The organism is Rhizobium sp. L51/94 (assembly GCF_019355555.1).
In the GTDB taxonomy this organism is placed as follows: domain Bacteria; phylum Pseudomonadota; class Alphaproteobacteria; order Rhizobiales; family Rhizobiaceae; genus Rhizobium; species Rhizobium rhododendri.
Genome location: NZ_CP072145.1, coordinates 152,928 through 177,747, shown reverse-complemented (window position 1 = coordinate 177,747; position 24,820 = coordinate 152,928). Strand labels below are relative to the sequence as shown.

Here is a 24,820-nt window from a genome sequence, read left to right as displayed (position 1 = left end):
TTCACTCCGGGAAATGGCTGACGATGATGAACATCACTGTGCCCACAAGCGTCACGATGAATGAGTAGGAGTAGAGCGATAGGGACAGTGGCTGCATCAACATGACGACGCCAAGCGCAATCAGGATGGATGCCAGCATTTCCCATGCGTCGCGCCGAAGACGAAACAGGCGATTGAGAAAGATCGTCATTTGCGAACCGCTCCGAAGGTGATGCCGCGCAAAAGATGTTTGCGAAGCAGGATGGTGAAGACCATGACCGGAACCAGGAAGATCGTTGCTCCGGCGGCCACTGCCGGCCAATCCTGGCCGCTGACGCCGATGATGGTCGGGATGAACGGCGGTGCTGTCTGCGCATTGCCTGAGGTCAGGAGAACGGCAAAGGCATATTCGTTCCATGCGAAGATCAGGCAGAAGATTGCGGTTGAGGCGATGCCGGTAACGGCCTGCGGCAGCACGACTTTGTAAAAGGCCTGGAAGCGCGTGTAGCCATCGATGAGGGCAGCTTCTTCGTATTCGATCGGGATCTCGTCGATGAAGCCCTTGAGCAGCCACACGGACAGGGACAGGTTGACCGCTGTATAGAGAAGGATCATGCCAGCATGCGTGTCGCTGAGGCCCATGGAGCGGAACATCAGGAAAATTGGGATGGCGACGGCGATCGGCGGCATCATGCGTGTCGAAAGAATGAAGAACAGCAGGTCGTCCTTAAACGGTACCTTGAACCGCGAGAAGGCATAGGCAGCGGCCGTGCCGAGAGCGATACAAAGTACGGTCGAACTAAACGCGATGATGACGGAGTTCGTGAACCGCTCGGCAAAACGGGACGCACCCGTAATGACCACACCTTCTTTACGAACCAGTTTGTCGTACCAGGTCGTCGGCTCTCCGAGCGCCTTGAGTTGCTCCTCAGGCACACGGGTACGCGTGGTGAAGAGGTTGACATATCCTTCGACCGTCGGTTCGAAGATCATTTTGGGGGGATAGGCGATCGCGTCTGCAGGCGATTTGAACCCCGTGCCGATGATCCACAAAAGCGGAAGGAGTGTGATTGCGGCGTAGAGGATAACCAGAATACCGGCGAACCACTTCTGACGCCCCGAAGGCTCGGTTACGGAATAGCTGCTCATCTCTGTTTCACCTTGTTCAGAGCTTTGACGTAGATCGACGCCAGGCCGAATACGGTAACGAATAAAATGACGGCATAGGCGGATGCATAGCCAGTTCGCCACTGCTCGAAAGCAGCGCGCTTCAGGTTGATCGAGGTCAGTTCGGTGATCGAACCGGGACCGCCGCCCGTCAACTGGACCACCAGATCGAACATCTTGAAATTTTCGATGCCGCGGAAGAGAACCGCCAGCATCAGGAACGGCAGCACCATTGGAATGGTGATCGTCCAGAACTGGCGCCACTTGCTCGCACGGTCGCATTCGGCCGCCTCATAGATGCTGCCCGGTATGGAACGCAGGCCGGCAAGGCAGATCAGCATCACGAAGGGCGTCCACATCCAGGTATCGACGATGACGATCGCCCAGGGCGCCAAAGACGTACTTGCAATCATCGAGAAGCTGGAGGGTTCGTTCCCTGTGAGGAAGCCAACCACGTAATTAAACAAGCCTATTTGCGGCTGATAAAGGAAAGTCCAGAAGTTGCCGACAACCGCGGGACTCAGCATCATCGGAAGCACGATGATCGTCGTCCAGAGGTCATTGCCGCGGAATTTCTTGTTGATCAGATAGGCAAGCGAAAAGCCGATCAGCACCTGCAGGACGATGGTCCAGATCAGGAAATGCGCGGTCGCCTGCATGCTCTGCCAGATATCGTTGTCCGTCAGAATGCTGATGTAATTGCGCAAGCCGACGAACTCGACAGGTGCGTTGGGCCGGTTGACCCTGATATTCGTGAAACTAAGCCTGATCGTCCAAATCAATGGAAAGATGTTGATGGCGAGTAGCAAGACGATCGAGGGCGCTACAAAAATCCAGGCTATGGCGCGATCAGAAAGACCTTTGACGCGTGCCGCGATTGCGGGCGGAGTCGCGCTGGCGACCCGGTCGATCGGTGAATGGAGCATGTCCGTCTCCTTGGCATAGATATGAGTGGTGGGCAGGACCGGCACGCTCCGCGTGGCCGGCCCTGCAGTGACGCTTACCGCTGGGAGGAAGCGTGTATAAGCGTCAGTATTTGCCTTCGTCCTCGAAGACGGCCTTCCAATCCTTGGCCAGGCCATCCAGGGCTTCCTTCGCGGTACCTTGGTTTGCAACCACATAGTCGTGGAAGCGCTTCTGCGATGCCTGGAGAAGAGAAGCGTAAGACGGTTCGGCCCAGAAATCCTTCACGATCGCCATCGAATCAAGGAACGGCTTTGCATAAGGCTGGCTGGAGGCGAAGCTGGGATCCTCAACCACCGCCTGCAGGGCGGAATAGCCGCCGAGCTTCCACCATGTCTGCTGGATGTGGGGCTGGCCGAACCACTTGATGTAATCGAGAGCTTCCTTCTGTTTTTCGGAGGCCGCGACGACAGAAATGCCCTGGCCGCCGAGCTGGGCAAACTGCGCGCCCTTCGGGCCGGCCGGGTTGGGGAAGTAGCCCGACTTGTCGCCGCCGACATTGGCGTCAGCGTTGATGCCCGGCCATGTAAAGGTGAAGTTCATCTGCAGCGCCACCTGACCGGACCGGTAGGCGTCGACGTCCTGGGTCATGTACGCGTCGGAGTGGCCCGGCGGCGTGCAGCAATCGTAGAGCTTTTTGTATTCTTCAAGGCCGGCAACCGCGTCCGGTGAGTTCACGAAGCCGTCGAGATCATAAGGCTTGTTCGGATTCTGATATTCGAAACCGTAGCTGTAAAGCGCGTTCATGGCGCCCATCGTAATACCTTCGGAACCACGTTCCGTGTAGATCGCTGCGCCATAGACCTTCTTACCGTCGATCTCACGGCCTTGGAAGAATGTCGCGATGTCGACCAAATCGTTCCAGTTCTTCGGAACCGCAAGATCGCGTCCATATCTCTGCTTGAAGTCGGCCTGGATGTCGGGGCGCTCGAACCAATCCTTGCGGTAGGTCCAGCCGACCACGTCACCGAACGCCGGCATTGCCCAATAGTTGGGTGAGTTCTTCGGCCATTCCGCGTAACCAACGACGGTCGCGGGGATGAAGTCCTCCATCTTGATTCCTTCCTTTTCGAAGAAATCATTGAGCTTGACGTATTGGCCATTCTCGGCCGCGCCGCCAATCCACTGGCTGTCGCCGATCAGGAGGTCACAGAGTTTTCCGCCGGAATTCAACTCGTTGAGCATACGGTCGGCAAAGTTGGGCCATGGCACGAATTCGAAGTGCATCTTGTTTCCGCTCTTCTCCTCGAAATCCTTACTGAGCTCCACCAGAGCGTTGGCGGGATCCCATGCCGCCCAACACAAAGTAAGATCAGCGGCCTGCGCGTCAGAAGCCGATGCCATAACCACAGCGGTATACATCCCGGCAGCAAGTGCCGAGCACGAGAAAAGGGACTTCATTGGTATCCTCCCGTTGACCTCTCGACCTCCATCGAGAGGAATAGAAACGTTACGACAAGGGCGCAGCGGTTTAAAAAGCGCTGTAGCCGAGTTAGTCGACTTTCCGTTCAGGTTTGGCCATTTGGGCCATCACGAAACCTTAATAACTGAGGTGCGCACCTCAGCGCAAGAAGATTTTGAGGTCCGCACATCAATTCTTGCATTTCTCGTCAATTCAGAGGAAATGGAAGTGATCAAATCGTTTTAGGAGTTGGCATGCGGCCGACAGCAAAAGACCTCGCAGAGGCTGCGGGCGTCAGCCTCGCGACGGTCGACCGCGTATTGAACGGTCGGCCTAACGTGAGCAAGAAAGCCGTAAGGCAAGTCAACGAAGCCATCCATCGGATTGGCTTTGTTCCTAACCCCGCAGCCGTGAGCCTCGCACGCAATAAAAGCTATCGATTTCGTTTTGTCCTGCCAAACTCGGGCGATCTGTACCTCCGAGAGCTTATAAGGCGCGTAGAGGAATTGAAATCAGCGCTACAGGGCGATCTCACTTACCTCGATTACATCCAAATCGCGACTGACGACGCACATGGCGTTGCGAAGTATCTTAGCAGAGCCGAGGAAGAAGATATTGACGGCTTAGCACTGATGGCGCCGGAGTCGCCCCAGGTCCGCGATGCGGTCGCTCGTCTCCTTAAGCGTAACATCAAGGTCATTCAGTTCCTATCCGGGCAAGAGAAACTCGCCACGGCCGATTTTGTCGGTGTGGACAACTTTGCAGCGGGAGCCACGGCCGGAAAATTGATTGGCAGGCTTTCCTTTCACAGGCAGGGCAAGGTGATGGTTGTCGCTGAGAGGATGCAATCTCTGGACAGCATCCAGCGGCGCCACGGCTTCGACAGCGTCATAAATCAGCATTTCCCCGATATCAGAGCTCTTCCGTCCATCGAAACGCACGCCGATGAACGTCGCGCAAACCAGATCATCGAGCGCGTCCTCGAGAACAACAAGGACATTATCGCGGTCTACGTATTGAGTGCTGAGGCCCGGGTGCCGCTTTCGGCGATCGCCGCACATTCAGATCTTTCTAACCTCACGGTAGTGGTCCACGAACGCACGATCTTCACTGAAGAGGCACTGCGCGACGACCGCATTGACGCGGTCATCGCGCAGGATCCGGGCCACGCAGTTCGCAGCGCAGTACGCATCATGCGAGCACGCGCCGATGCCAAGGAGCCCTTGGCGGCGCAAGAGAAGATCAGAATCGAAATTCTTTTAAAAGAAAACCTTTAAATTCTGCCTACTCGGTTCGCGATTTCCTTTAATTGAGGTGCGCACGTCAATTACACAGATTTGAAAGTCTTCGGATTTGAAACGCTTACTGTAAGCGCCGTCTCCGCCCCATTGGATTGGGTGTATTTTGAGGCTTGCTGCATATGCGAGAAGGTTTCCAGTTGTATCTGGAGATTTTCATGGCAGATGATGGATTTGTTGGTCGCTACGAAGTTGTCGAGCCGCGCCGCGGAAACCGGCGTTGGCCGGATGATGTGAAGGCGCGGATCGTGGCGGAAAGCTTTGAGCCTGGTGTTCGCGTTGTTGATGTCGCGCGCCGTCACGGCGTTATAGCAAACCAGCTTTCCGATTGGCGACGTCAGGTGCGCGACGGCATTCTGGTGCTGCCGTTTGCGGCGGCAACGACGCCGTCGGAGCACGATGGTATCGAGCCGGCATGCGTGCCTCTGGCAATCGCTGCGGATGCGCCTGAGCCTGTCAATCGGTTGCCGCTGCCGAAGCTGGCCTCCGACGGGCCGAAGGTGCAGGTTTTGACGTTGGAGATTGGCTCAGACGTTGTGATGCGGGTTCCGAACGATGTGCCCGTTGAACGGGTCGCCGCTCTGGTTCGCGCTGTGCGAGGAGCGCCATGATTGTCGCGGGCCAACGACTGCCGATCCTGATCGCAACGCGTCCGGTGGACTTCCGCTGTGGGCATCAGGCGCTGGCTCTGATGGTGCAGACCGAGTTGAAGCTCGATCCACATTCCGGGATTACGGTCATCTTCCGGTCGAAGCGCGGAGATCGTCTGAAGATCCTGGTGTGGGATGGCAGCGGAATGGTGTTAATATATAAAATTCTGGAACAAGGCAGCTTTGCTTGGCCCAAGGTTCAGGATGGAACGATGCGTCTTTCCAGGGGTCAGTATGAGGCCATGTTCGAAGGTCTGGACTGGCGACGGGTGATGGCGCAACGGGTGAGTGCGCCGTCTGCAGCGGGGTAAATTCTGGCGGCTCTCGCATTGTTTTATTTGGATTTTTGATGCCATTTTGCTATAAAGCGGCATGTCGCAATCCTTTGATCTCAGCTTGTATCCGGACCTTCCACCAGAGGTCGCCAAAGCCTTCGCGGAGATGCAGTTCGAGCTGTCGGTCGAGCGTGCAGCACGTCAGCACGAGCAGGCAGTTGTGGCCGAAAAGGATGTGTTCATCGCCGAGTTGAAGGAGCTGATCGAGACACTCGAGGGTCAGGTTCATGAATATCGGCGCGCGAAGTTCGGGCCGAAATCGGAAAAGCTTGATCCGGGGCAGATGGAACTGGCACTGGAAGACCTTGAAACGGCGATTGCCGAAACACAGGCGCGGATCGCCGCCGTCGAGAAGAAGATCGAAGCCAGCGCAATCAATCCTGGAGAGGTTGGCGATCCGGACAAGGCCGTTTCTCGCAAGGAGCGTAAGGCCCGTGCACTGCCTGAACACCTGCCTCGGGTCGAGCGCGTGATCGAGCCCGAGAGCATTGTTTGCCCCTGCGGTTGCGGCAACATGGTGCGGATCGGCGAGGATCGGACGGAACGGCTCGACCGGGTCCCGGCACGCTACGAGGTGATCGTCACGATCCGCCCGAAATACGCATGTCCCAAGGGGCGAACTGGCGTTGTCCAGGCCAAAGCGCCTGCACATTTGCTGGAAGGGAGCTGGCCGACCGAAGCCCTTCTGGCGGAGATTGCCGTCTCCAAGCATTCCGAACATATGCCGCTCAACCGGCAGGCCGAGGTCATGGCACGACACGGGGTGCCGATAGACCGCACGGTCCTGGCCGATTGGATGGGGCGCACGGGCAGCGAAATCCGGCCGGTGGTCGACCATATGGCTAAACAGCTCCTGTGGGACAGCACGCGGCTCTATGTCGATGAGACGACCGCCCCGGTTCTTGATCCGGGGCGAGGCAAGACGAAGACGGGTTATCTCTGGGCCGTGCTGCGTGACGACCGCGGCTGGAATGGCTCTGCGCCATCAGGCGTGGTGTTCCATTATCGGCCTGGGCGTAAAGGCGAATATGCCGCTGAAATCCTCGACGGGTTCAACGGCACGATCCAGGTCGATGTGTGTGGACGTGTGTGGACGTGTGTGGACGCCCCGGTAAATGCAAGCAAAATCTTTCTTCGGTACGGGCATGTGGTCGGGTGCTGACGTGTGTTCGGCCTCGTAAAGCGACTTCAACACGTCGCGGGCCCTTATGGAATACGTGGATCAGATCCAATTCGCTTAGGCGTGCTCTGGGCACTCATCGACCTAATGATTCTTCCGATCCTGCTTCTGACCGATTGCCCATAATCCTCCGTTGACCTCACCACATTCCCGACGTCTCGCGGTTCTGTTCTGCCCTAGACAGTACCAGATGCCGGAGCTTGGTAGACGCCGCCGCGAGCCATCAGAGCCCAGGCGGTCCGCGCCAATTTATTCGCCAGAGCCACGGCAACAAGCTTCGGCGGCTTCTTCAAAAGCATTCTTGCCAACCATGAACCGGCAGGCGCTCCGTATCGTCTTGCCCAGCGGACAACCGCCGTTGCTCCGAGAACGAGGAGACGGCGAAGATCGCGCTGCCCCATCTTGGAAACTTTGCCGAGACGGTCCTTGCCGCCGGAGGAGTTTTGTTTAGGCGTAAGGCCGATCCATGCTGCAAAATCTCGCCCCCTTGAAAAGGTCTCCGCGGCCGGTGCCAATGCTTCGATCGCGGTGGCGCAAATCGGGCCGACTCCCGGAATAGTCATCAGCCGCGAGGCAAGTTCATCCTGCCGGGCGCGTGTGCGGAGCTCCTTTTCCAGGACGGCGATCTGTTCGGAGAGGAACACCACTTGTTCCAACAAACCTTTGCAAAGTACCCGCGCAACCTCAGGCAGATCGGAATTCGTTGTGATCTGCTCATGTAGGAGGGGAATGTGCTTGATGCCCTGAGGAATGATCAGGCCATATTCCATAAGATGTCCGCGTAACGCATTTATCGTCTGCGTCCGCTGTCGGACCAACAGGTCGCGAACCTTGAACGCCATGGATGAAGCCTGCTTCTCGGCACTTTTGACGCTCACGAACCGCATCGTCGGTCGCGAAGCCGCCTCTGCGATAGCTTCGGCGTCGGCGGCATCATTCTTTTGGCGTTTGACGAAGGGCTTCACGTAAGACGGGTTGATCAGTCTAATCTCATGACCGAATTTGCCGATTTCTCGTCCCCAATAATGGGCGCTGGCGCAGGCTTCCATTGCGACAACACAGATGGGAAGCTGGGCAAAGAACTCAAGCAATCTTCCACGGTTCAGCTTCTTACGAAGAGCGACGCTCCCGTCGGAACCTGAGCCGTGGATCTGGAACACGTTCTTTGCCAGATCCAGGCCGATGATGCTAATCTCATTCATGGACGTCCTCCTTGTAGGTCTAAGCACCCGCACTATGGCACATTTGATGCCGTCGGGGGGCGTCCACTCCACCGCCTACGGTGGTTACTCTCACCTTGCCACGTCGGAGCGTGTGGGCGGCGATCCCTTGAAACTGGCTTTCTGCCGAGTAGGCGGGGTCGTTACCGAGCCCCGCCCCTCACAGATCCGGACGTGCAGATTTCCCGCATCCGGTTCCTCACGGTCCAGTTTCGCTCAGGTACGGCTCCATTGATGGACGATCCGGGTTGGCGGCAGGGGAAATCTGTCAAGGACCTGGGCCATCCGATTCCAGTTCGGCTTCCCAGATCGGCTGCGGCGCGAGAGCCCGCTTTTCCAGATACGCTCGACCTGATGGTGATACCACGTCAGACGTCGTCCGTTGCCCGTGATCCCGTAGTAGGCGTAGTGGCCTTGCATCATTCGGGTCAGGTGTCGATGCTGAACCGTGAGCGACAGGTGCAGATGCTTGATGCACCATTCCCTGGCTGCCCGTAAGGCCCGCGCAAACCGATCCTTGGCCGTGACCTGCCGCACCACCGGCTTGCCTCTCCGCGACTGGCCCCAGACATGGGTGAAGCCGAGAAAATTGAAACTGGTGGCACTAGTTGCCGGATGCTGCCCATGAGGGCGCCGGAAACGGAAGTCCACATAGCGCGTCTTGTCAGGATGTAGCCGAAGCCCATACCGCTCGAAACGCTTGCCCAGTACGGCCAGCATGCGCCGACCGTCCAAGTGATCCTCGAAGCTCATGACGAAGTCGTCAGCGTACCGCACCATCTGGCACCTCCGCTTTAGGCGGGGCTTCGCCACTTCTGCGAACCACTTATCCAGCACATAGTGCAGGAAGATGTTCGCAAGAAGCGGGCTGATCACTCCGCCTTGTGGCGTTCCAGCTACCGGTCGGCTCAGGGTGCCTTGCTCCAACACCCCTGCGTTCAACCACTTGTCAATCATGCGTCTGATGACGCCGTCTCTGATCCTCAGGTCGAGGAACCTGCGTAAATGCCCATGATCGATGCTGTCGAAATACTTCGAAATATCTGCGTCGATCACCCATCGCTGACCGGTGTCCATGATGCCATCGCGCAATGAGCGGATGGCATCATGTGCCGACCGTTCCGGCCGGAACCCGAACGAGCAGTCCAAAAAGTCCTCCTCGTAGATCGGCTCCAGCAGCATAACGATTGCCCGTTGCGCCACCTTATCCTCGAACGTTGGGATGCCCAGAGGTCGCCGGGACCCATCGGCTTTGGGGATGTAGTGGCGTCGCACCGGTGGCGCGTAGTAGCTGCCCGACATCATCCGGATCCGGAGGCTTTCAAGATTTGCCTTGAGATCTTTCTCATAGTCGTCAGCCGTGCGCCCGTCGATGCCCGCCGCGCCATCCTTGCGCGTCAGAGCCCACGCCTCGAACATCCAATCGAGGTCAATCAGATGGTGCAAGGATGTGAACACCCTCTCCGGGTGCTTCCTCGCCTGTTCGGCTATCCACTGCCGTTTTGTGTACACGTTTGTAGGGCTCAGGGTCCCCTCCGTTGTTTCCTGTCAGTGGTTCTGGTTCCGTGACACCCTCCTTTCCTCCTTCGGGTCCCGCCGGACACGGTTCCCCGCGCTCATTGGTACTATGAGGGTGCTACGACTTCCCGCTCACGCTTACCCATCAGCTTATTGCTTCGCCTTCAGGGTTCCATACGGCCCTGCTTGTTTGTGTCCGTCAACGCGCTCCCTCCGACATGCAGGGCTGTCGTAGGGCCAGGGGTCTTTTTACGTCAGCCGGCTCCCCGTTTCCGGCATTGCTTCCTTGGGCGTGAGTGGGATCTCTCAGGTTCCCCGGCAATCCATCCCGTGACTTTGCGACGGCCCAAGACCCCGGACGACCCCGATTGCCTCGCCAATATCGGCAGGTCGGGTGCTGCCCCCGGTCCCAACACTCCGAAGGCGTCATCAAGATCATGATATCGGGGCTTACCCCGCCGCTTTATCACCCGCTGTCTACGCTTCACGAATGTCGTTGCCGGCACCCATGCAAGACTCGCTTCCGGCTGACGGGCTGCGCCTTTGCCGGACGGGCGTTGAACCCGCTGGATCGCTACGAACGGTTTCTACTCGACTCTCACCTCCTTTCTTGTTCATCCCCCGTTCCGGGGCTTGCCTGACGCAAGTTGGGCACACGGGCGCAGAAAGCTGATCAAGGCCACGCCGAAGAGCGGATCACCCATCGTTGATGAGGCGCTCATTCGCATCGCCGCGCTCTACAAGATCGAAGACAGTATTCGAGGCAATGAGCCCGAACATCGTCGGGCAGTCCGACAGGAGTTGTCGCTCCCGCTGGTGGACAAGTTCTTCATATGGATCGCGGCTCAGGCTGCACGTGTCTCACGCAAGTCAGATCTTGGAAAAGCCTTGGCATACATGCTGACGCGGCAAGACGGCTTCAGATTGTTCTTAGACGACGGCCATGTCGATATTGACTCCAACCTGGTGGAAAACGCGATCCGTCGCCCGGCCATGAACCGCCGCAATGCGCTCTTCGCCGGCCACGATGAAGGGGGCCGAAATTGGGCCCGGTTTGCCAGCTTGATCGGCACATGTAAAATGAATGGAATTGAGCCTTACGCCTATCTGTGCGACCTCTTCACCCGCCTCGCAAACGGCCACCTCGCCAAAGACATCGATGCCCTAATGCCTTGGGCCTATGCCGCCCGCATCAAGTCCTCACAATGAGCTCGTCAGATACTCGTCGGTGAGCTCACATCCGGACCCAAAGGCAATACCATCAAGCCGCTGCAACTGAAAAATCAATGGGGCGTGGACGCCGCATACCGCTTACTGTATTACAGATGAATTGATTTTTGTGATGAACGCTCAATCGTTGGGATTGCCTAATGCGATGAAAGGCGCAAAATCGACGGAATAGAACCTCTTTGCAGTGGATATGCACCGTGCGCAAGTCCGAGCTGGAAGCATCAGCGATTACATATCTGACGGACTCCATCCGCAGCAGAATTCCTGCCTATGCAGGTGGTAGATTAAATGGTCCACCGCCCTCTGGCTCAAGGACAGAAAATTTACAATCAGACGCCGGTTCGCTCGGCCGCCAAGTGGACGCGATCCTGAGCCGCTCCATTCCTGCCCTGCCGCAGTTCAACAGACAGCGCTTGGGCACCTTGCGGCTCATCAGCGACGCCGGAATAATCGGTACTTCCGATTTGGCGACGATAAACAATGCGGCGAAAGTAGATGAAGTCATCCGCACCATCGACTCAATGAAACCGCGCTTTGCCAATCCAGTCCAGGCAGCTACGATCGGTCATCTGTCGGAGTACCTGCAGCGACACGGACAGATTCCACACTGGGTCAGCCCCGTCGAATTCCCTGAGACTGCTGTTGTTGGGCATCGCGCTGATCTCAGATTACCGGAAAAGCACACCTCCGTTTACACTAGTGGTAATATCAAACACAGAGATCGGTATAACGCCGACCTGCGTGAAATTAACAAGCTCCTCGACACGATAATCCCAGATGGTGCCAGCTACAATGAGGTGCGTCAGCGGGTCATTGATGAGATCGTAACGCATTCCAGTTCTATTCAGAATTGGCTCAAGAGGCAAAGGACCATTGCCGAGACGCGCGGTGCTGAAACCCGGGATTTCATTCCAAATCAATTTCATTATCGCATGAAGGAAGTGACGGACGCCGTAGAGAAAATAATTCATCCAGAACGGCAAAAGCTGCTGCAGCTAGCTGATAATAAGAATGTGCGCAAACTTGCGCCCGACGAAGTTAAAGATATTGCTCGTTTAATAGCGCAATACCGTTTCAGCTCGGATTCTTCCTATGCTGCAAATGGGGCCACAGAAGCAGCCCACCGCCCAATATCCTATCAACCTCACCCGTATCTAGCATACCACATGCTTGCGGCCGTCCTCTATGACAACCCGCATCGAGCAAGGACAAATCCCATTGCAGCAGAAATGGCAGGTCACGTCGCAAAATCCCTTGATGCAGTTATTCCTCCTAGCCGCGGTAACTTCTACAGCCGTATTTGTTTTCTTAAAACCGTCTCCGACAACAGAGACTTCTGGTTGGCTCCGGGGATGGTGGATATAAATGATCGCCCGGAACTCGCGGCGTTTGTCGGCAGCGGCCAGCTACACACGCTTAAGACAAACAGTCCTGACCAATTCAACGATCTTGTGCGCGATCTGCACGATTTTCATGAAGCATGGACGTGCCGGCTTCTCACAGTGCCCCAGCGGCACTTGGTGGTGGCGGGAGCGAGTAAAGCAGATAAATCTACCGGATTGAAAAAGCCTCAAATATCGGCTGTTCGTCGAGGAATCGAGAGGGCGGGATGTGCGGCTGGCCAGACCAAACTCACATTCAAACCAACGGGGACGAAATCGCTGGCTAACGATAAAAGACGTTCGGATGCGCGTAGGTCATCGATCTCCGATCCTAGTCCTTTCTTTAGGCATGAAACTGGGCAGCGGAACCGCGCCACCGGATCGGACTTGTCAAACATAAGGGAGACGCCACGCGATGCGCTTTCAAAACGAAAGCGTGACGATTCTATCGAACGTTAACATCGAGATTTTTTCAAATATTCTTTAGATGAGATTCCGCTCTCTAACACGCTATTTATCATCAATTATGCAAATTTCATCTCCACTGAAAGTGAGATTGATTACCGCGTGCTCAAACGTGCTCCGAAGAGCGGCCGTCTCGATGGGGATAGTCATTGCGGCACCGTCCTGTCACCCGGGCAACTGTAGCTAAAATGTAGATTGAGACCCGTCGCTGATCGGCTGATCGTCAAGCGTGTGTCGACAATAGTCGACCTCAACCGTTGACCAAGCTTTCCCTTCTCGATCTTCGGTAAGCATTCGCCGAGGACCGCAGGTTCAGCTTTTCTTTCGCGATCGGCGCTTCCACTTTGCAGCTAAAGCCTCTACGTTTTTGCGGAGATTGGCGGCGTCGACATCGCCAGGATCGTAGTGCGCATCGCTCCACCATTCCACAAGTTCGTGGTGACGCTCATGGTTGGTGTCCGTAATGGCCTCGCGGAACTCTTCATAACCCCACGGACCGCCGACATCCTCCGGTGGACATCGTCCGACAACGTCAAGCAGGAAGGGATCGTCGAAGCCGGCGGTCGCCGGTAAAACCTTTTCGATTTTCACGGTGTGCGTCCAGCCGTCGCCGAAGTCATAGAGATACTTGAATGATTTCGCGCCGATATCTTCTATGGCAGCAAGAAGCGTTTCTTTGCGTGCATCGATGGGACCATCAAAGCCGCCATCAGGCACGCCGAACCCGATGTCACGGATCCTGAACTCATACAGATGGCTGTTCGTCCAGCCGAAAGCCTCCTGAAGAACCTCATGAAGCCGGTCAAGCCGAATGCGGAATGGGACGACAACGCGCCGCATCACCAAGGGATCAACGTCATCGAGCATGATCTTTAAGCGAACGAGAGGACCTGCCATCAGGCCGCCTGCCTCAGTGGCGATGTTGTGGTTTCCCGCCAATTCCAGGGGAGAAGCTCATCAAGACGGCTGACTGGATGGTCGGCGATGCGGGCAAGGACATCGGCAAGCCAGGCCTGTGGGTCAATGCGATTCATTTTCGCGGTGACGATCAGGCTGTACATGGCCGCCGCCCGCTGGCCCCCTCGATCGGAACCGGCAAATAGCCAGGCTTTCCGTCCGAGTGCCACACCGCGCAGAGATCGCTCCGCACAATTGTTCGACAGGCAAATGCGCCCGTCGTCGAGGAAACGGGTGAACGATTCCCAGCGGTTCAGCATGTAGTCAAACGCCTTTGCCAAGTCATTGTCGCGCGGTAACCTAGCGCGATGTTCGCGTATCCATATCTCCACGTCGTCGATCAGCGGTTTTGACAACTGCTGGCGGATTGCTTTTCTCTCATCGGCCGTACGGCCATTGATATGGCGCTCGATTTCGAACAGTGCGTCGATCCGCTGCACCATGTTCAAGGCGACCGGCGAGATGACGGCGGCATTTTTACCCTGCGCTTTTCGGCGCGCGTTTGCCTCCAAATCGGCTTGCGCAAAGAATGGTCGCCTGGCATGCGCCCAACACGCCGCCTCATGAATCGGGCCCGGACTTCGATCAGGAAGATAGAGCTGGCCATAGCCCGTATAGGCATCCGCCTGAAGGAGGCCGCTATAATTGGCCAGATGCGCCTGTGGATGTTCGCCGGCCCGGTCCCGGGAATAATAGAACATCGCCGACGGAGGCGCCGTTCCGCCAAACGGAGCATCGTCCTTGACGTAGCTCCATATCCGACCGGTGACGGTCTTGCCGAGAGCGAGAACCGGCACGGTCGTGTCATCACCGTGGATCCGTTCAGACGCGAACGTATGGCTTTCAATCCGCCTCACAAGCGGGTCAAGGACCTGGCAGCACGCGCCAATCGCGTCTGCTGCTGTCGACAGACTGACTGGCACACCTTCCAGGGCAAAACGTTCGACCTGGCGATTGAGGGGAATGTGCTGGCCGAACTTGTCGCAGAGCATCATCGCCAAAAGGCTCGGACCCGCCCATCCTCTCGGTATGACATGGAAGGGTGCAGGTGCCTGGCTGATCTTCTCGCAGTCACGGCAGGTGAACTTTTCCCGCACCGTCTGAATGACCTTCCAGCTACGCGGTACGCTCTCCATCGTTTCGGTGATGTCTTCGCCGAGCTTGCGAAGCCGTTCACCGCCACAGCAGCTGCAGGCAACCGGACCAGGCACCACGACACGCTCACGCGGAAGATATTCCGGGAAAGGCTTCTTGACGGGCCGCTTGCGCGTAAAGCCGGTGACCGCAATCGCAGCAGCTGCGGCAACGGCCATTTCGGCGGCAAGCTCATCTTCAGTCGCCGCCGCTTCGGCGTCCTCAAGCATCAGCTCCATCTGCGCGATCAGCCGCGCTGTCCGTTCCGACTTCTGACCGCGCAGTTCCCGTTGCAGCTTTTCGATATAGACTTTCTGGCGAAGAATGATGGCCTGATCGTCGGCCTCCTTGGCCTTGGCAACAGCCAATTCGGCCAAAGCAGTAGCCCGTTCCGACCGCGCAATCGCTAGCTCTGCTTCCAGGGCTGCAGCATGATCACGGTGATTTCCCGAGCCGGTTTCCATGCTCGAAGTGAATCACAAAACCACTGATTTGTATAGCTTTTCTTGGTGCTGCCGCACGCAATCCCGCCAAAAAAACGCTATCCCGCGCTCGTCGGGCGCCATGTCTGCTGCGGGTTTCGCCAGTCAATTCCCTCAAGCAGATAGGACATCTGGCCAGCCGTCAGCGCAATCGCTCCACCCTCCGTCGCCGGCCAAATGAAACGGCCGCGCTCAAGCCGCTTTGCGTATAGCGAAAGGCCAATTCCGTCATGCCAAAGAGCCTTGATCAGCCGGCCACTTTTCCCCCGGAAGACAAAAACGTCCCCCTTGAACGGATCACGGCCCAGACCTTCCTGCACGATCAGAGCAAGACCCTGCATCCCTTTGCGCATATCGCAATGGCCGCTCGCAATCCAAACACGCACGCTCGAACTGATCGGGATCATTTGAGCGCTCGCATTACTGCTGCGGCAAGATCACAAGGTGCCCCGGACGAAATCCTCACCTTGGTACCGTTCGCAAAGTCCACAGCGATCGTCGCCGCAACGACATCGCCACCGCCCGCGGCACCCACGACCGTCGCGGGCACGAAGGCAGGACCATCCGTCACCGCAGCCGACAGCGCCTGGCGGCGCCACGTGTAGAGCAGCCCCGTCGAAACATCAAAACGACGCGCTACCTCCGACACATTTGCACCCGGCGCGAATGCTGCCTCCAGAATTTCCAGCCGATCAGCCGGTGACCAACGACGACGCCGTTCTTGACCCGTCAGCAAAATGGCCTGTGCCATAGGTCCTCATTGCGCTCTTAATTCCACTCTCAAGAGCGCAAAATCACGATATCGCCCAAAACTCGCAAGGCGGTCCACGCCGGAGCGATACGATCTTCGGCACTCAATCCCTCTTACAATTGTAAGGCAAAATTGGTTGAAATTCGTACTTCGGTCGATAACCATGCCTGTCTCTAAAATCAAAGTTCACGTGTGCTTCCGGTGACGCAGCTCGGAAAGGAAATATGACGATGAAGCGATTGAATGCGGAAAATCCCGGTAAGATCGATAATAGCGAAAGTTCCGGACTCCATAAGAATATGAACACAGATTCAGTCGCAGATATATTCTCCAGGCTGGTTACTCCCGATCCAGTAAAAACAGCCGCCGAGCTCGGAAGGTTCGAAAAGGCTGGCCGTGAAGCGAGGCAAATGCTGAAAGATGGGCCTACCGGCGACTTTAAACATAAGCTTAATCGTCTCGGGACGTCTGCAAGCAGGCTGTTTGAAAACGTGGTGCCGCGCGATGACCAGGCTGTGACGCAGCCACGGCTCAAGAGTGTCATTCCGATCATCGATTTCCAGACGTCACAGCGTAGAACGACACTCGTTGACCAAGTCCTCCATCTCCCCGAACAGCAAAAGCAAGCTGAGGCTCTGCAATTACTCAAAGAGAAGCTCGACTTATTCGATGCGAATGATAAAAATCGTTTAATTGATCACGCGCTCCATCTGTTTGACAGAGCTGACCATTCTGACGATCAGGGAAGTGCCGCCGAATTTCTCGTGTGTGCGCAGAATTTCCTCTCAGATGTACATCGTAGTCGTATTGATGAGCTTCGAAGTGGTGATGGCAACCACGAAGACTTGTATTGGAACATAGAACACGATTTCAAAAATTCTCAATCACAAGAGACACGTTCATCGAACAATCCGGCAACTCGAAATGACACCGAGTTAGGTGAACTCGAAGCAGCCGTATTACGCATAACATCATCAAATATCGTATCCGACGGTAAGTTGGGCGAGGTGGAAAAAGTAAGCGAGAGACTAGCAGAAAGCTATCAACGTTTGCGCCAGGAACTCTATTCAACCGATCGCTCGAGAAACAATAGCTCCAGAGCTGGATAGAATCGAAGCGCCAATGGACCTATTGGACCGCACCATGCGTGTCATCACCACGAAGCTTCGCGCGCTGCACCACTAGCAGCCAGTGTGGGTGGACCCTGACAACTATTTCTCGCGTGCGCCGGTAGTCGGAGGTCTCGCCGCCCGTCAGGACGAAGCATGGAGGGCGTCCCTTACATCGCTCTAGGTGGCTTTTCCTGACTGATGGGCGCATCGAGATCAACAATAACAGCGTCGAGCGGACCATCCGGCCGATAGCCGTCAATCGCAATTATGCGAAGCTCTATGTGTAGGCTTTCTGGATCCTCGGTAAAAAACCATTGTTTTACAGCGATTGCGAAAGCAGCGTGACGATTCCAACTGCGCATAATTTCATTCTCCCTGCTCCAATCACTGGAAGGGGAGATTTCCATGAAGCCCATCATTTTGCAGCCTGGACCTCAAGCATGGCTATCGTCCAGCACTCTATCATCCTATCAGGACCGCTATGTCGCTCGTCTTCGGGAAGACCGGTACGCGCACAATGTGATCCGCGTCTATCTCGCGAGCGTCGCCCATTTCGCACGCTGGCTCGGCGAGCAGGGCATTGGTCTTTCATCGCTGAGCGCGGCGGTGCTGGATCGCTTTCTTAACGATCACCTGCCGATCTGCAGTTGTCCTGAGCCAGTTCGCCGGACGCGGTATGAACTGCGAACCGCCATTCGTCACCTGCTGAGACTGCTTGAGGCCGAGGGCCATTTGGCCGGATGACGAGCAGGATGGGCTAAGCAAGGAGCTGGCCACGTTCGATGCCTATATGCGTGACGTCGCAGGCTTAGCGGAGACCACACGGCGGCAACGTGGTTTAATTGTCGGCAGATTCCTCGCTCAAACTTTCGGCGCGGGCTCTGTCGACATCACGAAGATCGATACCGGAGCAATGAGGCGGTTCGTCCTGGGTGAAGGTCGCGATTGGGGCGCCGGGGCAGTGCGCGTCGCGGGTAGTTCGATAGGCGGCTATCTGAAGTACCGACAGATGTGCGGCGACAAGGTCAGCAAACTTCTGCCGGCCATCCCGCGCGCGGCGCACTGGCGTCTGGCGTCACTACCCGAGACATTGTCACCAGCCCAGATTGACGCGCTTCTGGCATCGTTCGATGCGAATCTACCATCTGGTCGACGGGCCTATGCCATGGTCAGATGCGTCACCGATCTTGGCCTTCGCTGTGCGGAAGTGGTCAAGCTGCGCATCGAGGACATTGATTGGCGGAACGGAACAGTCAGGATCGCTCGCTCCAAGACGCATTTCATGGACTGCCTGCCGTTGCCCAGGGCAACCGGCGAGGCAATCGCCGAATACCTCAGGCACGAGCGGCCCGAGACGGTGAGCCGGGCGATCTTCGTTCGCCATGTCGCGCCCTATGATCGTCCGGTCCAGACAGGAGTAGCCAAGCGTGCAGTCATCGCCGCGTTTCGCCGGTGCGGTTGGGATCGGTGCGACCCGCATGTTCTGCGCCACAGCGTGGCAAGCCGACTGCTACGCGAGGGCACACCGATGAAGCACATTGCCGATATCCTGCGCCATCGCAGCCTCACACATCAAAGATCTACACCAAGATCGATTTCGAGCGGCTGTCGGCTGTCGCTCTTCCCTGGCCAGGGAGGGCGTGATGGCGATGAAGACAACAATGACGGAACATGTCGCAGCCTACCTGGCGGAACGCTCTCTGCTCGGCTTCAACGTCAGCGGCCCCGACGCTCGGCTGCTGAGGTCCTTTGCCGGTTTCGCCGACGAGCAGAACTGCGGCACACTGACCAACGACCTTGTCATCCGCTGGGCAAAGGACCGGTCGCGGATCAGTCACCCCTTCACCTGGGCTGGACGGCTGGCAGTTGTGAAGCCGTTTGCAGCATACATGACGCGCCTGGATCCCGTGACAGAGTTTCCAACAGCGCCGATATTCGGCAAGTCGCGGCGGAGGTTGACGCCCCATATCTATACCGATGACGAGATCCTCGGCTTAGTACTACAGTTGCGTTTACATTCAAATTGTGATTCACTTCCGATGTTTGATGGGAGGGATTTCGATGTCTGTCGCGGGTTGGTCCGGTTCAGTGGTGGCATGGCAGCAGGAACTCGATACACTGAAGCAGCGGCTAGGCGCGGTCTTTGGTCGACGTGAACTTCGGGCATCGGCGAGTGCCTTCCTAGATGGTTTGTTGTCTGGAGTTGAGCGCAAGACCGGCTGGTTAATGGCCGAACAGGCAGGGCTGGAGAGCCCCTATCGGATGCAATCGCTGTTGGGGCGCAGCCAATGGGATGCCGACAAGTTGCGCGACGTCGTTCGCACGTATGCAACAGAGGCACTTGGCGATGAGGACGGCGTCCTTGTGGTCGATGAAACAGGATTCCTGAAAAAAGGCACACACTCTGTCGGCGTCGCACGACAATATTCGGGCACGGCTGGACGTATTGAGAACTGCCAGGTCGGCGTCTTTCTTGCCTATGCAAGCCGTTTTGGTCAAACCCTGATTGATCGGCAGCTTTATTTGCCCAAAGACTGGAGCGAAAGCGAAGCGCGTCGTGCTGCGGCTCATATCCCACAGCAGCAAGCCTTCGCGACCAAGCCGACCATTGCAGCCAAGCTCATTGCCGATGCGCTCGATGCTGGCGTGCCTTGCGCATGGGTGTTGGCTGATGCACTCTATGGATCGGATTCCAAGTTACGCCGTATGCTGGAAGGCCGCGGCCAGCCGTATTGTCTGGCAGTTCGTTCCAATCATCGCCTGCGCTTTGTCCGTGAGCAACACTTCGAGCAAACTGATCCGGAAACAATGGCTGCGGAACTAGACGCGGGAGCCTGGTCCAGTCATGCAGCCGGAGAAGGTGCCAAGGGCCTTCGGCTCTACGATTGGGCACGTATTCCTTTGAGCTCTCGTCCTGATGGGCAATGGGAACGTTGGCTTCTCATCCGTCGCAACCGGCGCGAACCCGACGCACACGCCTATTATTTTGTCTTTGCGCGTGCTGGTACAGAACTGAGCGAGTTGGCGGGTGCCGCCGGGCTGCGATGGACAGTGGAGGAGTGCTTTCAGCGCGCTAAGGATGACCTCGGCCTGGATCATTGCGAAGCACGCTCGTGGCATGGCTGGAACCGACACATGACACTTGTCATGGCTGCCGCAGCTTTCCTCGCCAAGCTCGGCGCTGATCTACGCCGCGCGGCTACTGGCAAACCGAACGAAAGGAGTCCAAATCCTCCAATCGCCGCCTGACCCGCACACTCGCGTTATTGCCGACCGTCGCAGAAATCCGCTATCTGATTACACGACTACTGCTGCCGCCGCCCATCAGGGTTCGCCACATCCTTGCGTGGTCACTATGGCGACGAACCCATCAGGCTTCCGCAATGACATCACATTACAAAACACGCCATCAAACGCAACTGTAGTACTAATGGCCGCGGCACGCGCCCTCCAACCGCAGGGCGGGCTGCCATCGGTCGTGTTCGAGGCGTTGATCGGATTGATCGCCGCGACCGGGCTGCGCATTTCGGAGGCGATCAACCTGCGCTGGCGCGATGTCGATATCGAAGCCTGCTGTGCAACGGTGCGTATGACCAAGTTCCGAAAGTCTCGGCATGTGCCGCTTCATCAGTCGGTCGCCAGCGCGCTTGATTCATATCTGCTGGTCCGAGAGCGTTTCGCCAGGAAGGAAGAGGAGCAAGCCTTCTTCACCATCGCAGGCGGGCAACGCCTCAACAAGCGAACCGTCCACGGCGTCTTTCAACGGCTGCGCCTCGCAGCCGGAATCATGCCGCGCGGTTCCTATCCCCACGTTCGCATTCATGATTTGAGGCACACCTTCATTTGTCGACGGCTGGAGCGCTGGCAAGCAGACGGATGCGACATCGACAACGCCATCGCGGCGCTCTCGACCTATGTCGGCCACGCCAAGGTATCGGACACCTATTGGTACATGACCGGCATCCCCGATCTGATGTCCACCGCCGGATCACGCTTCGAAGGCTTCGCACTCCGGGAGAACGACTATGTCTGATCGCAACGCGCCGTCCCTCTCTAACCTTGTTCAGCGCTTCTTTCTTGAACATCTTGGCCAACACCGCGCCGTCAGTCGTCAGACGGTTGCCGCCTATCGCGACACGCTGAGGCTGCTCCTGGGATTTGCCGCACAGCGACTGCACCGAACACCAAGCGCGATTGCACTGTTGGACCTCGACGCGCCGTTGCTCCTGGCATTTCTCGATTACCTCGAGAAGGAACGTGGCAACAGCTTGCGAAGTCGCAATGCGCGCCTCGCGGCAATACGGACTTTCCTAAAATACGCTGGACATCACGACATCGATGCACTGGCCACCATCGAACGAGCGCTCGCAATCCCGCAGAAGCGATTTGACCGGCCCATGGTCGGCTTTCTGTCGAGAGACGAGATCCGCACCATCATCGAGGCCCCAGACCCTAGCACTTGGGCTGGCCAAAGAGACCGTGCCATGTTCAGCACCCTGTACAATACCGGCGCGTTTCCGAGATGATCGGCGTGCGCTGGGGCGATGTCGTGCTCGAAGGACAACCAGCTGCACATTTGCATGGCAAAGGCCGCAAGGATCGATCGGTGCCTTTGTGGCGACCAACGGCGTCGCTGCTTCGTAGCTGGCGCCGGCGGCTCGGTGAGCCGCCGGCCGATGCGATGCTCTTTCCGAACCGCAGCGGTGGCCACATGACCCGTTCTAACGTGACCCAAAGGCTGCAGCTTGCTGTTGAAGTGGCCACGCGCGAGCATCCGGCACTCGCCGGTCGAGCAGTAACCCCGCATGTTATTCGCCACACGACAGCGATGCATCTGCTTCAATCTGGCGTGGATATCACCGTCATCGCTCTTTGGCTCGGTCACGAAGACACTGCAACAACGCACATGTACGTCGAGGCAGACCTGACCATGAAGGAGCATGCGCTGATGAAGCTGTAGCCCGCAGGGGCAGCACCCGGGCGCTTCCGGGCATCTGACGACTTGATGAGGTTCCTTAAGCACTCTGATTATGTCAAGTTCATCGTGGCGAAGACAGTCTTCAACCTGCCCCGCCGCGGTGATCTACGCATAATCCCGAGCTTCGCATAATTACTATTATACATTTTGCGTAACACGATGTTTTCATTAGTTATTTATAGGATATCTTATGTTGGCGTCCGATTTTTCCGGCCGATTGCACAGCCGATCCGGATATTTGCACCGCATTATGCGCGTGGTTCGACATGAAAGTCAGACTACGAGCGTAGCTTAAGGTTCAGTTTGGATCCTCGCACTATCGCATCGCTAATCCCCGTGCGACCCTATCTTAAAACGTCGCAGCATTTACCTACGCTGTGCATTCTGGTGCCGCAGGCCGCCTGCTCCAAAGAGCCGTATCGCAGGCCAAAATATTCTATCCATTTCAAAGAAATGTAACAGAAGTGACATTGACGCTTACAAAAGTTTTCCCACGCTGGCACTTGTTGGCTAGAGTTTGGCTCGGGTGCGCAGTTCGTTGTGCGCCTAGAAGGGCGAACTTGGTTAATGCTGGCCGCGGGACGGCTGCGGCCTCAGGGAGCCTGAGCCCTCATCGGCGGAGGCGTGAAACCAAACGCCAGAGCGTATCGCCAGCGCCAAAAGTGTGGAATAGACAACAAGTGCGATTGCCATGGCAGCGTATAATCCTTGTAGCGAGCCTGAAATCTCTACCGCAAGCCATCCGCCAACTCCTGCAACAGCCAGCCGGAGCAATCCGCAACACATAGGCCAGCGCAGTTGGCCTGCCCCTTGGGAAGCAAAGTAAAGAGCCATGCCCATCCCGGAGAACCCGTAGACGGGCCCGATCACCTGCAGGTAGCTTACGCCTGTATCGATAGCCCCGGCAGCATGGCTGAACAGACTAATCCATTCATGAGGAAATATCGCAGCGATGATACCAATCGTTTCCGTAATTGCAAACGATAGAGCACCGCCCGTTAACGCAATCTTGATGGCTCGATCGCACTGACCGGCGCCGATATTGGTCCCTATCAAGGCAACCATCGGCGCGCCGATCCCGAATATTACGGGCATGAGAAGGTATTCAAGCCGTGCAGCGGTACCGAAGCCTGCGACTGCCTGCACGCTTGAATGAGCAGCCACAATCGCCGTTGCCACGCCTATCGTGACATTCGTGAGCACAGAGTTGACAGATGAAACGGCGCCCAGCCGCGCTATGTCTCGAAAGTGATCAAAGCGCAAGGCATCACGTCCGAAAACAACGGCATTTCGGCCTGACAAAATATACCATCCGAGAATAGCGGTGCCACAAAAGTTGTAGAGCAGCAACGCCAATCCTCCACCGGCAACCCCCATGGCGGGAACCGGCCCGAAGCCAAAAATGAGGAGCGGCGACACAAAAACAAGCACAATCGCACCGCCGCAGGTGACGATACCCGGTACAAGCACGTTGCCCGTACCACGCACGATACTAGCTAGGCCATTCATCAGCCAAACCAATGCCATCCCGCTGAAAACAACATTGGAATAGATGAGAGCAGCCTCAATCTCACTGCCACCGCCGCCTAGCGCCCGATAAATCCGCCGTCCGAAAGCCAGCATGATCGCTGTAAATATGAAGCCAAGAATGACGTTGATGATGATGGCGTGGGTCGCAAGTTGATTTGCGTCCGCGTTTCGACCTCCGCCGAGCGCTCGCGCAATCCCTGACGAAATTGCTCCGCCGAATGCACCGGCAGACATCATCTGCATCAGCATGACTGCAGGGAACACGAGCGCCATTCCGGCGAGCACATCGGTACCCAGATGGGATAGCCACCAAGTCTCTATGAGCCCAGTCGACGCCTGTACCAGCATGATAAGGACGTTTGGCCAGGCTAGGCGAACAAGCATGGGCAGGATCTGATCTGTGAGCATGCGCCGGATGCGTGGATTCATAGGTGGCGGTTGGACAATGGCGTCCGTTGCATGTGTCATCGGGTTCCCTCGTCCTTACGCGCAAAACTCTAAATCTATCAATGGATGGCGCCCTAATTTTATTGCCCATGCAAGGCCAAGTCACGCTCATCGGATCAGCGTCCTCCAAACGTTTCCGAGGTTAGGACGCATCTGAGCTTTGAGCCGTTCGGAAATCAGAGCTGACACGCTATGAGCCTGGAATCAATATGCGAGTTAGCTCTTCATGGTGGGAAATCCGGCATTACTTTTATCTCTGGTACTGGTCGTGGACGACACCCATTATATCGCCCGACCGCGATACACTCACGAGCAGGTTGTCGCCGCCACGGGTTGCCTTGACCAGATAGCGTTCGCCGACATCCTGAACATCCTTCACTCGGTAGCCGCGATCTTCAAGCAACGTGATGACGTCATCAGGTCCAAAGTTAGACTGTTGCCCGGACCAGCGGTTCTGATGGTCATGATGGCGGTTCCACGAACGTAGAAAGTTGGATTCCGTGTTCCCGTCGACCGAGTAAGGATCTGCAGCCTGGCGATCATAGATAACCACCTGCGAGAAGGCTGGTACGGCGGCGATAGCGACTAGAGCAGCGGCCGCGGTGAACGCGATGACATAACGTGTCATGAAACTTCCCTT

The 24,820-nt window shown here is 56.7% G+C and carries 21 protein-coding genes and 4 pseudogenes; 13 read left to right on the top strand and 12 right to left on the bottom strand.

What is annotated here, in order from left to right; translation table 11 throughout:
- Nucleotide 1: 1 nt before the first annotated feature.
- From J5274_RS28195 to J5274_RS28180, 4 genes are all read right to left on the bottom strand, one after another.
- Nucleotides 2-190 carry a hypothetical protein gene (locus J5274_RS28195; protein ID WP_142832490.1) on the bottom strand — a complete coding sequence of 63 codons (189 nt, stop codon included), beginning with the start codon at nt 188-190 and terminating at the stop codon, nt 2-4.
- Nucleotides 187-1,128 (bottom strand): carbohydrate ABC transporter permease, encoded by a 942-nt coding sequence (locus J5274_RS28190; RefSeq protein WP_219276138.1) that lies wholly within the window; start codon nt 1,126-1,128, stop codon nt 187-189. Before J5274_RS28190 ends, J5274_RS28195 begins: the two co-directional genes overlap by 4 nt.
- Nucleotides 1,125-2,072 (bottom strand): carbohydrate ABC transporter permease, encoded by a 948-nt coding sequence (locus J5274_RS28185; RefSeq protein WP_219276137.1) that lies wholly within the window; start codon nt 2,070-2,072, stop codon nt 1,125-1,127. The genes J5274_RS28190 and J5274_RS28185 overlap by 4 nt, the downstream gene beginning before the upstream one ends.
- 103 nt (nt 2,073-2,175) lie before the next feature.
- Complete coding sequence (locus tag J5274_RS28180) at nt 2,176-3,471, bottom strand: ABC transporter substrate-binding protein (protein ID WP_374113798.1); 1,296 nt, start codon at nt 3,469-3,471, stop codon at nt 2,176-2,178.
- A 294-nt stretch (nt 3,472-3,765) separates the two neighbouring features.
- Here J5274_RS28180 and J5274_RS28175 point away from each other — a divergent pair, with 294 nt between their 5' ends.
- From J5274_RS28175 to J5274_RS28160, 4 genes and pseudogenes are all read left to right on the top strand, one after another.
- Nucleotides 3,766-4,788 carry a LacI family DNA-binding transcriptional regulator gene (locus J5274_RS28175; protein ID WP_142832487.1) on the top strand — a complete coding sequence of 341 codons (1,023 nt, stop codon included), beginning with the start codon at nt 3,766-3,768 and terminating at the stop codon, nt 4,786-4,788.
- 179 nt (nt 4,789-4,967) lie between these two features.
- On the top strand, nt 4,968-5,420 hold the full coding sequence (locus J5274_RS28170; protein WP_219276134.1) for a transposase: 453 nt from the start codon (nt 4,968-4,970) through the stop codon (nt 5,418-5,420).
- The gene (gene tnpB / locus J5274_RS28165; RefSeq protein WP_209207799.1) at nt 5,417-5,770 is read left to right on the top strand and encodes an IS66 family insertion sequence element accessory protein TnpB; all 354 of its coding nucleotides are present in this window, start codon (nt 5,417-5,419) and stop codon (nt 5,768-5,770) included. Before J5274_RS28170 ends, tnpB (J5274_RS28165) begins: the two co-directional genes overlap by 4 nt.
- A gap of 61 nt (nt 5,771-5,831) precedes the next feature.
- Nucleotides 5,832-6,878: pseudogene (locus J5274_RS28160) on the top strand (IS66 family transposase); the annotation flags it as partial.
- 272 nt (nt 6,879-7,150) lie between these two features.
- Here the strand turns inward: J5274_RS28160 and J5274_RS28155 are convergent.
- Together J5274_RS28155 and ltrA are read right to left on the bottom strand one after the other, a co-directional pair.
- The gene (locus J5274_RS28155) at nt 7,151-8,176 is read right to left on the bottom strand and encodes an IS110 family transposase (RefSeq protein ID WP_219276132.1); all 1,026 of its coding nucleotides are present in this window, start codon (nt 8,174-8,176) and stop codon (nt 7,151-7,153) included.
- Between the two features lie 234 nt (nt 8,177-8,410).
- On the bottom strand, nt 8,411-9,640 hold the full coding sequence (gene ltrA / locus J5274_RS28150; protein ID WP_224130376.1) for a group II intron reverse transcriptase/maturase: 1,230 nt from the start codon (nt 9,638-9,640) through the stop codon (nt 8,411-8,413).
- Nucleotides 9,641-10,360: 720 nt separating this feature from the next.
- Between ltrA and J5274_RS28145 the strand changes: the two are divergent.
- A pseudogene (locus tag J5274_RS28145) lies at nt 10,361-10,921 on the top strand (transposase); the annotation flags it as partial.
- A gap of 218 nt (nt 10,922-11,139) precedes the next feature.
- Nucleotides 11,140-12,783 carry a hypothetical protein gene (locus J5274_RS28140; protein WP_219276130.1) on the top strand — a complete coding sequence of 548 codons (1,644 nt, stop codon included), beginning with the start codon at nt 11,140-11,142 and terminating at the stop codon, nt 12,781-12,783.
- A gap of 318 nt (nt 12,784-13,101) precedes the next feature.
- On the opposite strand, the gene J5274_RS28135 is transcribed toward J5274_RS28140, so the two are convergent.
- The 4 genes from J5274_RS28135 to J5274_RS28120 form a co-directional block, all read right to left on the bottom strand.
- Nucleotides 13,102-13,686, bottom strand: coding sequence for a plasmid pRiA4b ORF-3 family protein (locus J5274_RS28135; protein ID WP_219276128.1), 585 nt, complete (start codon nt 13,684-13,686; stop codon nt 13,102-13,104).
- On the bottom strand, nt 13,686-15,344 hold the full coding sequence (locus J5274_RS28130) for an IS66 family transposase (protein WP_219276127.1): 1,659 nt from the start codon (nt 15,342-15,344) through the stop codon (nt 13,686-13,688). Before J5274_RS28130 ends, J5274_RS28135 begins: the two co-directional genes overlap by 1 nt.
- Before the next feature lie 77 nt (nt 15,345-15,421).
- A complete protein-coding gene (tnpB, locus tag J5274_RS28125; protein WP_257625801.1) occupies nt 15,422-15,703 on the bottom strand; it encodes an IS66 family insertion sequence element accessory protein TnpB in 282 nt (93 codons plus the stop codon).
- 62 nt (nt 15,704-15,765) lie between these two features.
- Complete coding sequence (locus tag J5274_RS28120) at nt 15,766-16,113, bottom strand: transposase (protein WP_111217014.1); 348 nt, start codon at nt 16,111-16,113, stop codon at nt 15,766-15,768.
- A gap of 230 nt (nt 16,114-16,343) precedes the next feature.
- On the opposite strand from J5274_RS28120, the gene J5274_RS28115 reads away from it, so the two are divergent.
- From J5274_RS28115 to J5274_RS28085, 7 genes and pseudogenes are all read left to right on the top strand, one after another.
- Nucleotides 16,344-17,222: a hypothetical protein gene (locus J5274_RS28115; protein WP_219276125.1), complete on the top strand. Its 879-nt coding sequence runs from the start codon at nt 16,344-16,346 to the stop codon at nt 17,220-17,222.
- 188 nt (nt 17,223-17,410) lie between these two features.
- Nucleotides 17,411-17,497, top strand: a pseudogene (locus J5274_RS28110) (transposase); the annotation flags it as partial.
- A 133-nt stretch (nt 17,498-17,630) separates the two neighbouring features.
- Entirely contained in the window at nt 17,631-17,969 is a 339-nt protein-coding gene (locus J5274_RS28105; RefSeq protein ID WP_219276124.1) for a hypothetical protein, read from the top strand.
- Between the two features lie 46 nt (nt 17,970-18,015).
- Nucleotides 18,016-19,206, top strand: a complete 1,191-nt coding sequence (locus J5274_RS28100) for a tyrosine-type recombinase/integrase (protein ID WP_219276122.1) — start codon at nt 18,016-18,018, stop codon at nt 19,204-19,206.
- Between the two features lie 80 nt (nt 19,207-19,286).
- Nucleotides 19,287-20,474: an IS701 family transposase gene (locus J5274_RS28095; RefSeq protein WP_219276121.1), complete on the top strand. Its 1,188-nt coding sequence runs from the start codon at nt 19,287-19,289 to the stop codon at nt 20,472-20,474.
- The gene (locus tag J5274_RS28090) at nt 20,368-21,258 is read left to right on the top strand and encodes a tyrosine-type recombinase/integrase (RefSeq protein WP_257625769.1); all 891 of its coding nucleotides are present in this window, start codon (nt 20,368-20,370) and stop codon (nt 21,256-21,258) included. The genes J5274_RS28095 and J5274_RS28090 overlap by 107 nt, the downstream gene beginning before the upstream one ends.
- Nucleotides 21,251-22,245: pseudogene (locus J5274_RS28085) on the top strand (tyrosine-type recombinase/integrase); the annotation flags it as partial. The gene J5274_RS28090 and the pseudogene J5274_RS28085, both read left to right, overlap by 8 nt.
- 522 nt (nt 22,246-22,767) lie before the next feature.
- Here J5274_RS28085 and J5274_RS28080 read toward each other — a convergent pair.
- Nucleotides 22,768-24,201 carry an MATE family efflux transporter gene (locus J5274_RS28080; protein ID WP_224130282.1) on the bottom strand — a complete coding sequence of 478 codons (1,434 nt, stop codon included), beginning with the start codon at nt 24,199-24,201 and terminating at the stop codon, nt 22,768-22,770.
- Nucleotides 24,202-24,430: 229 nt separating this feature from the next.
- Entirely contained in the window at nt 24,431-24,808 is a 378-nt protein-coding gene (locus J5274_RS28075) for a hypothetical protein (protein ID WP_219276118.1), read from the bottom strand.
- Between the last annotated feature and the right edge of the window lie 12 nt (nt 24,809-24,820).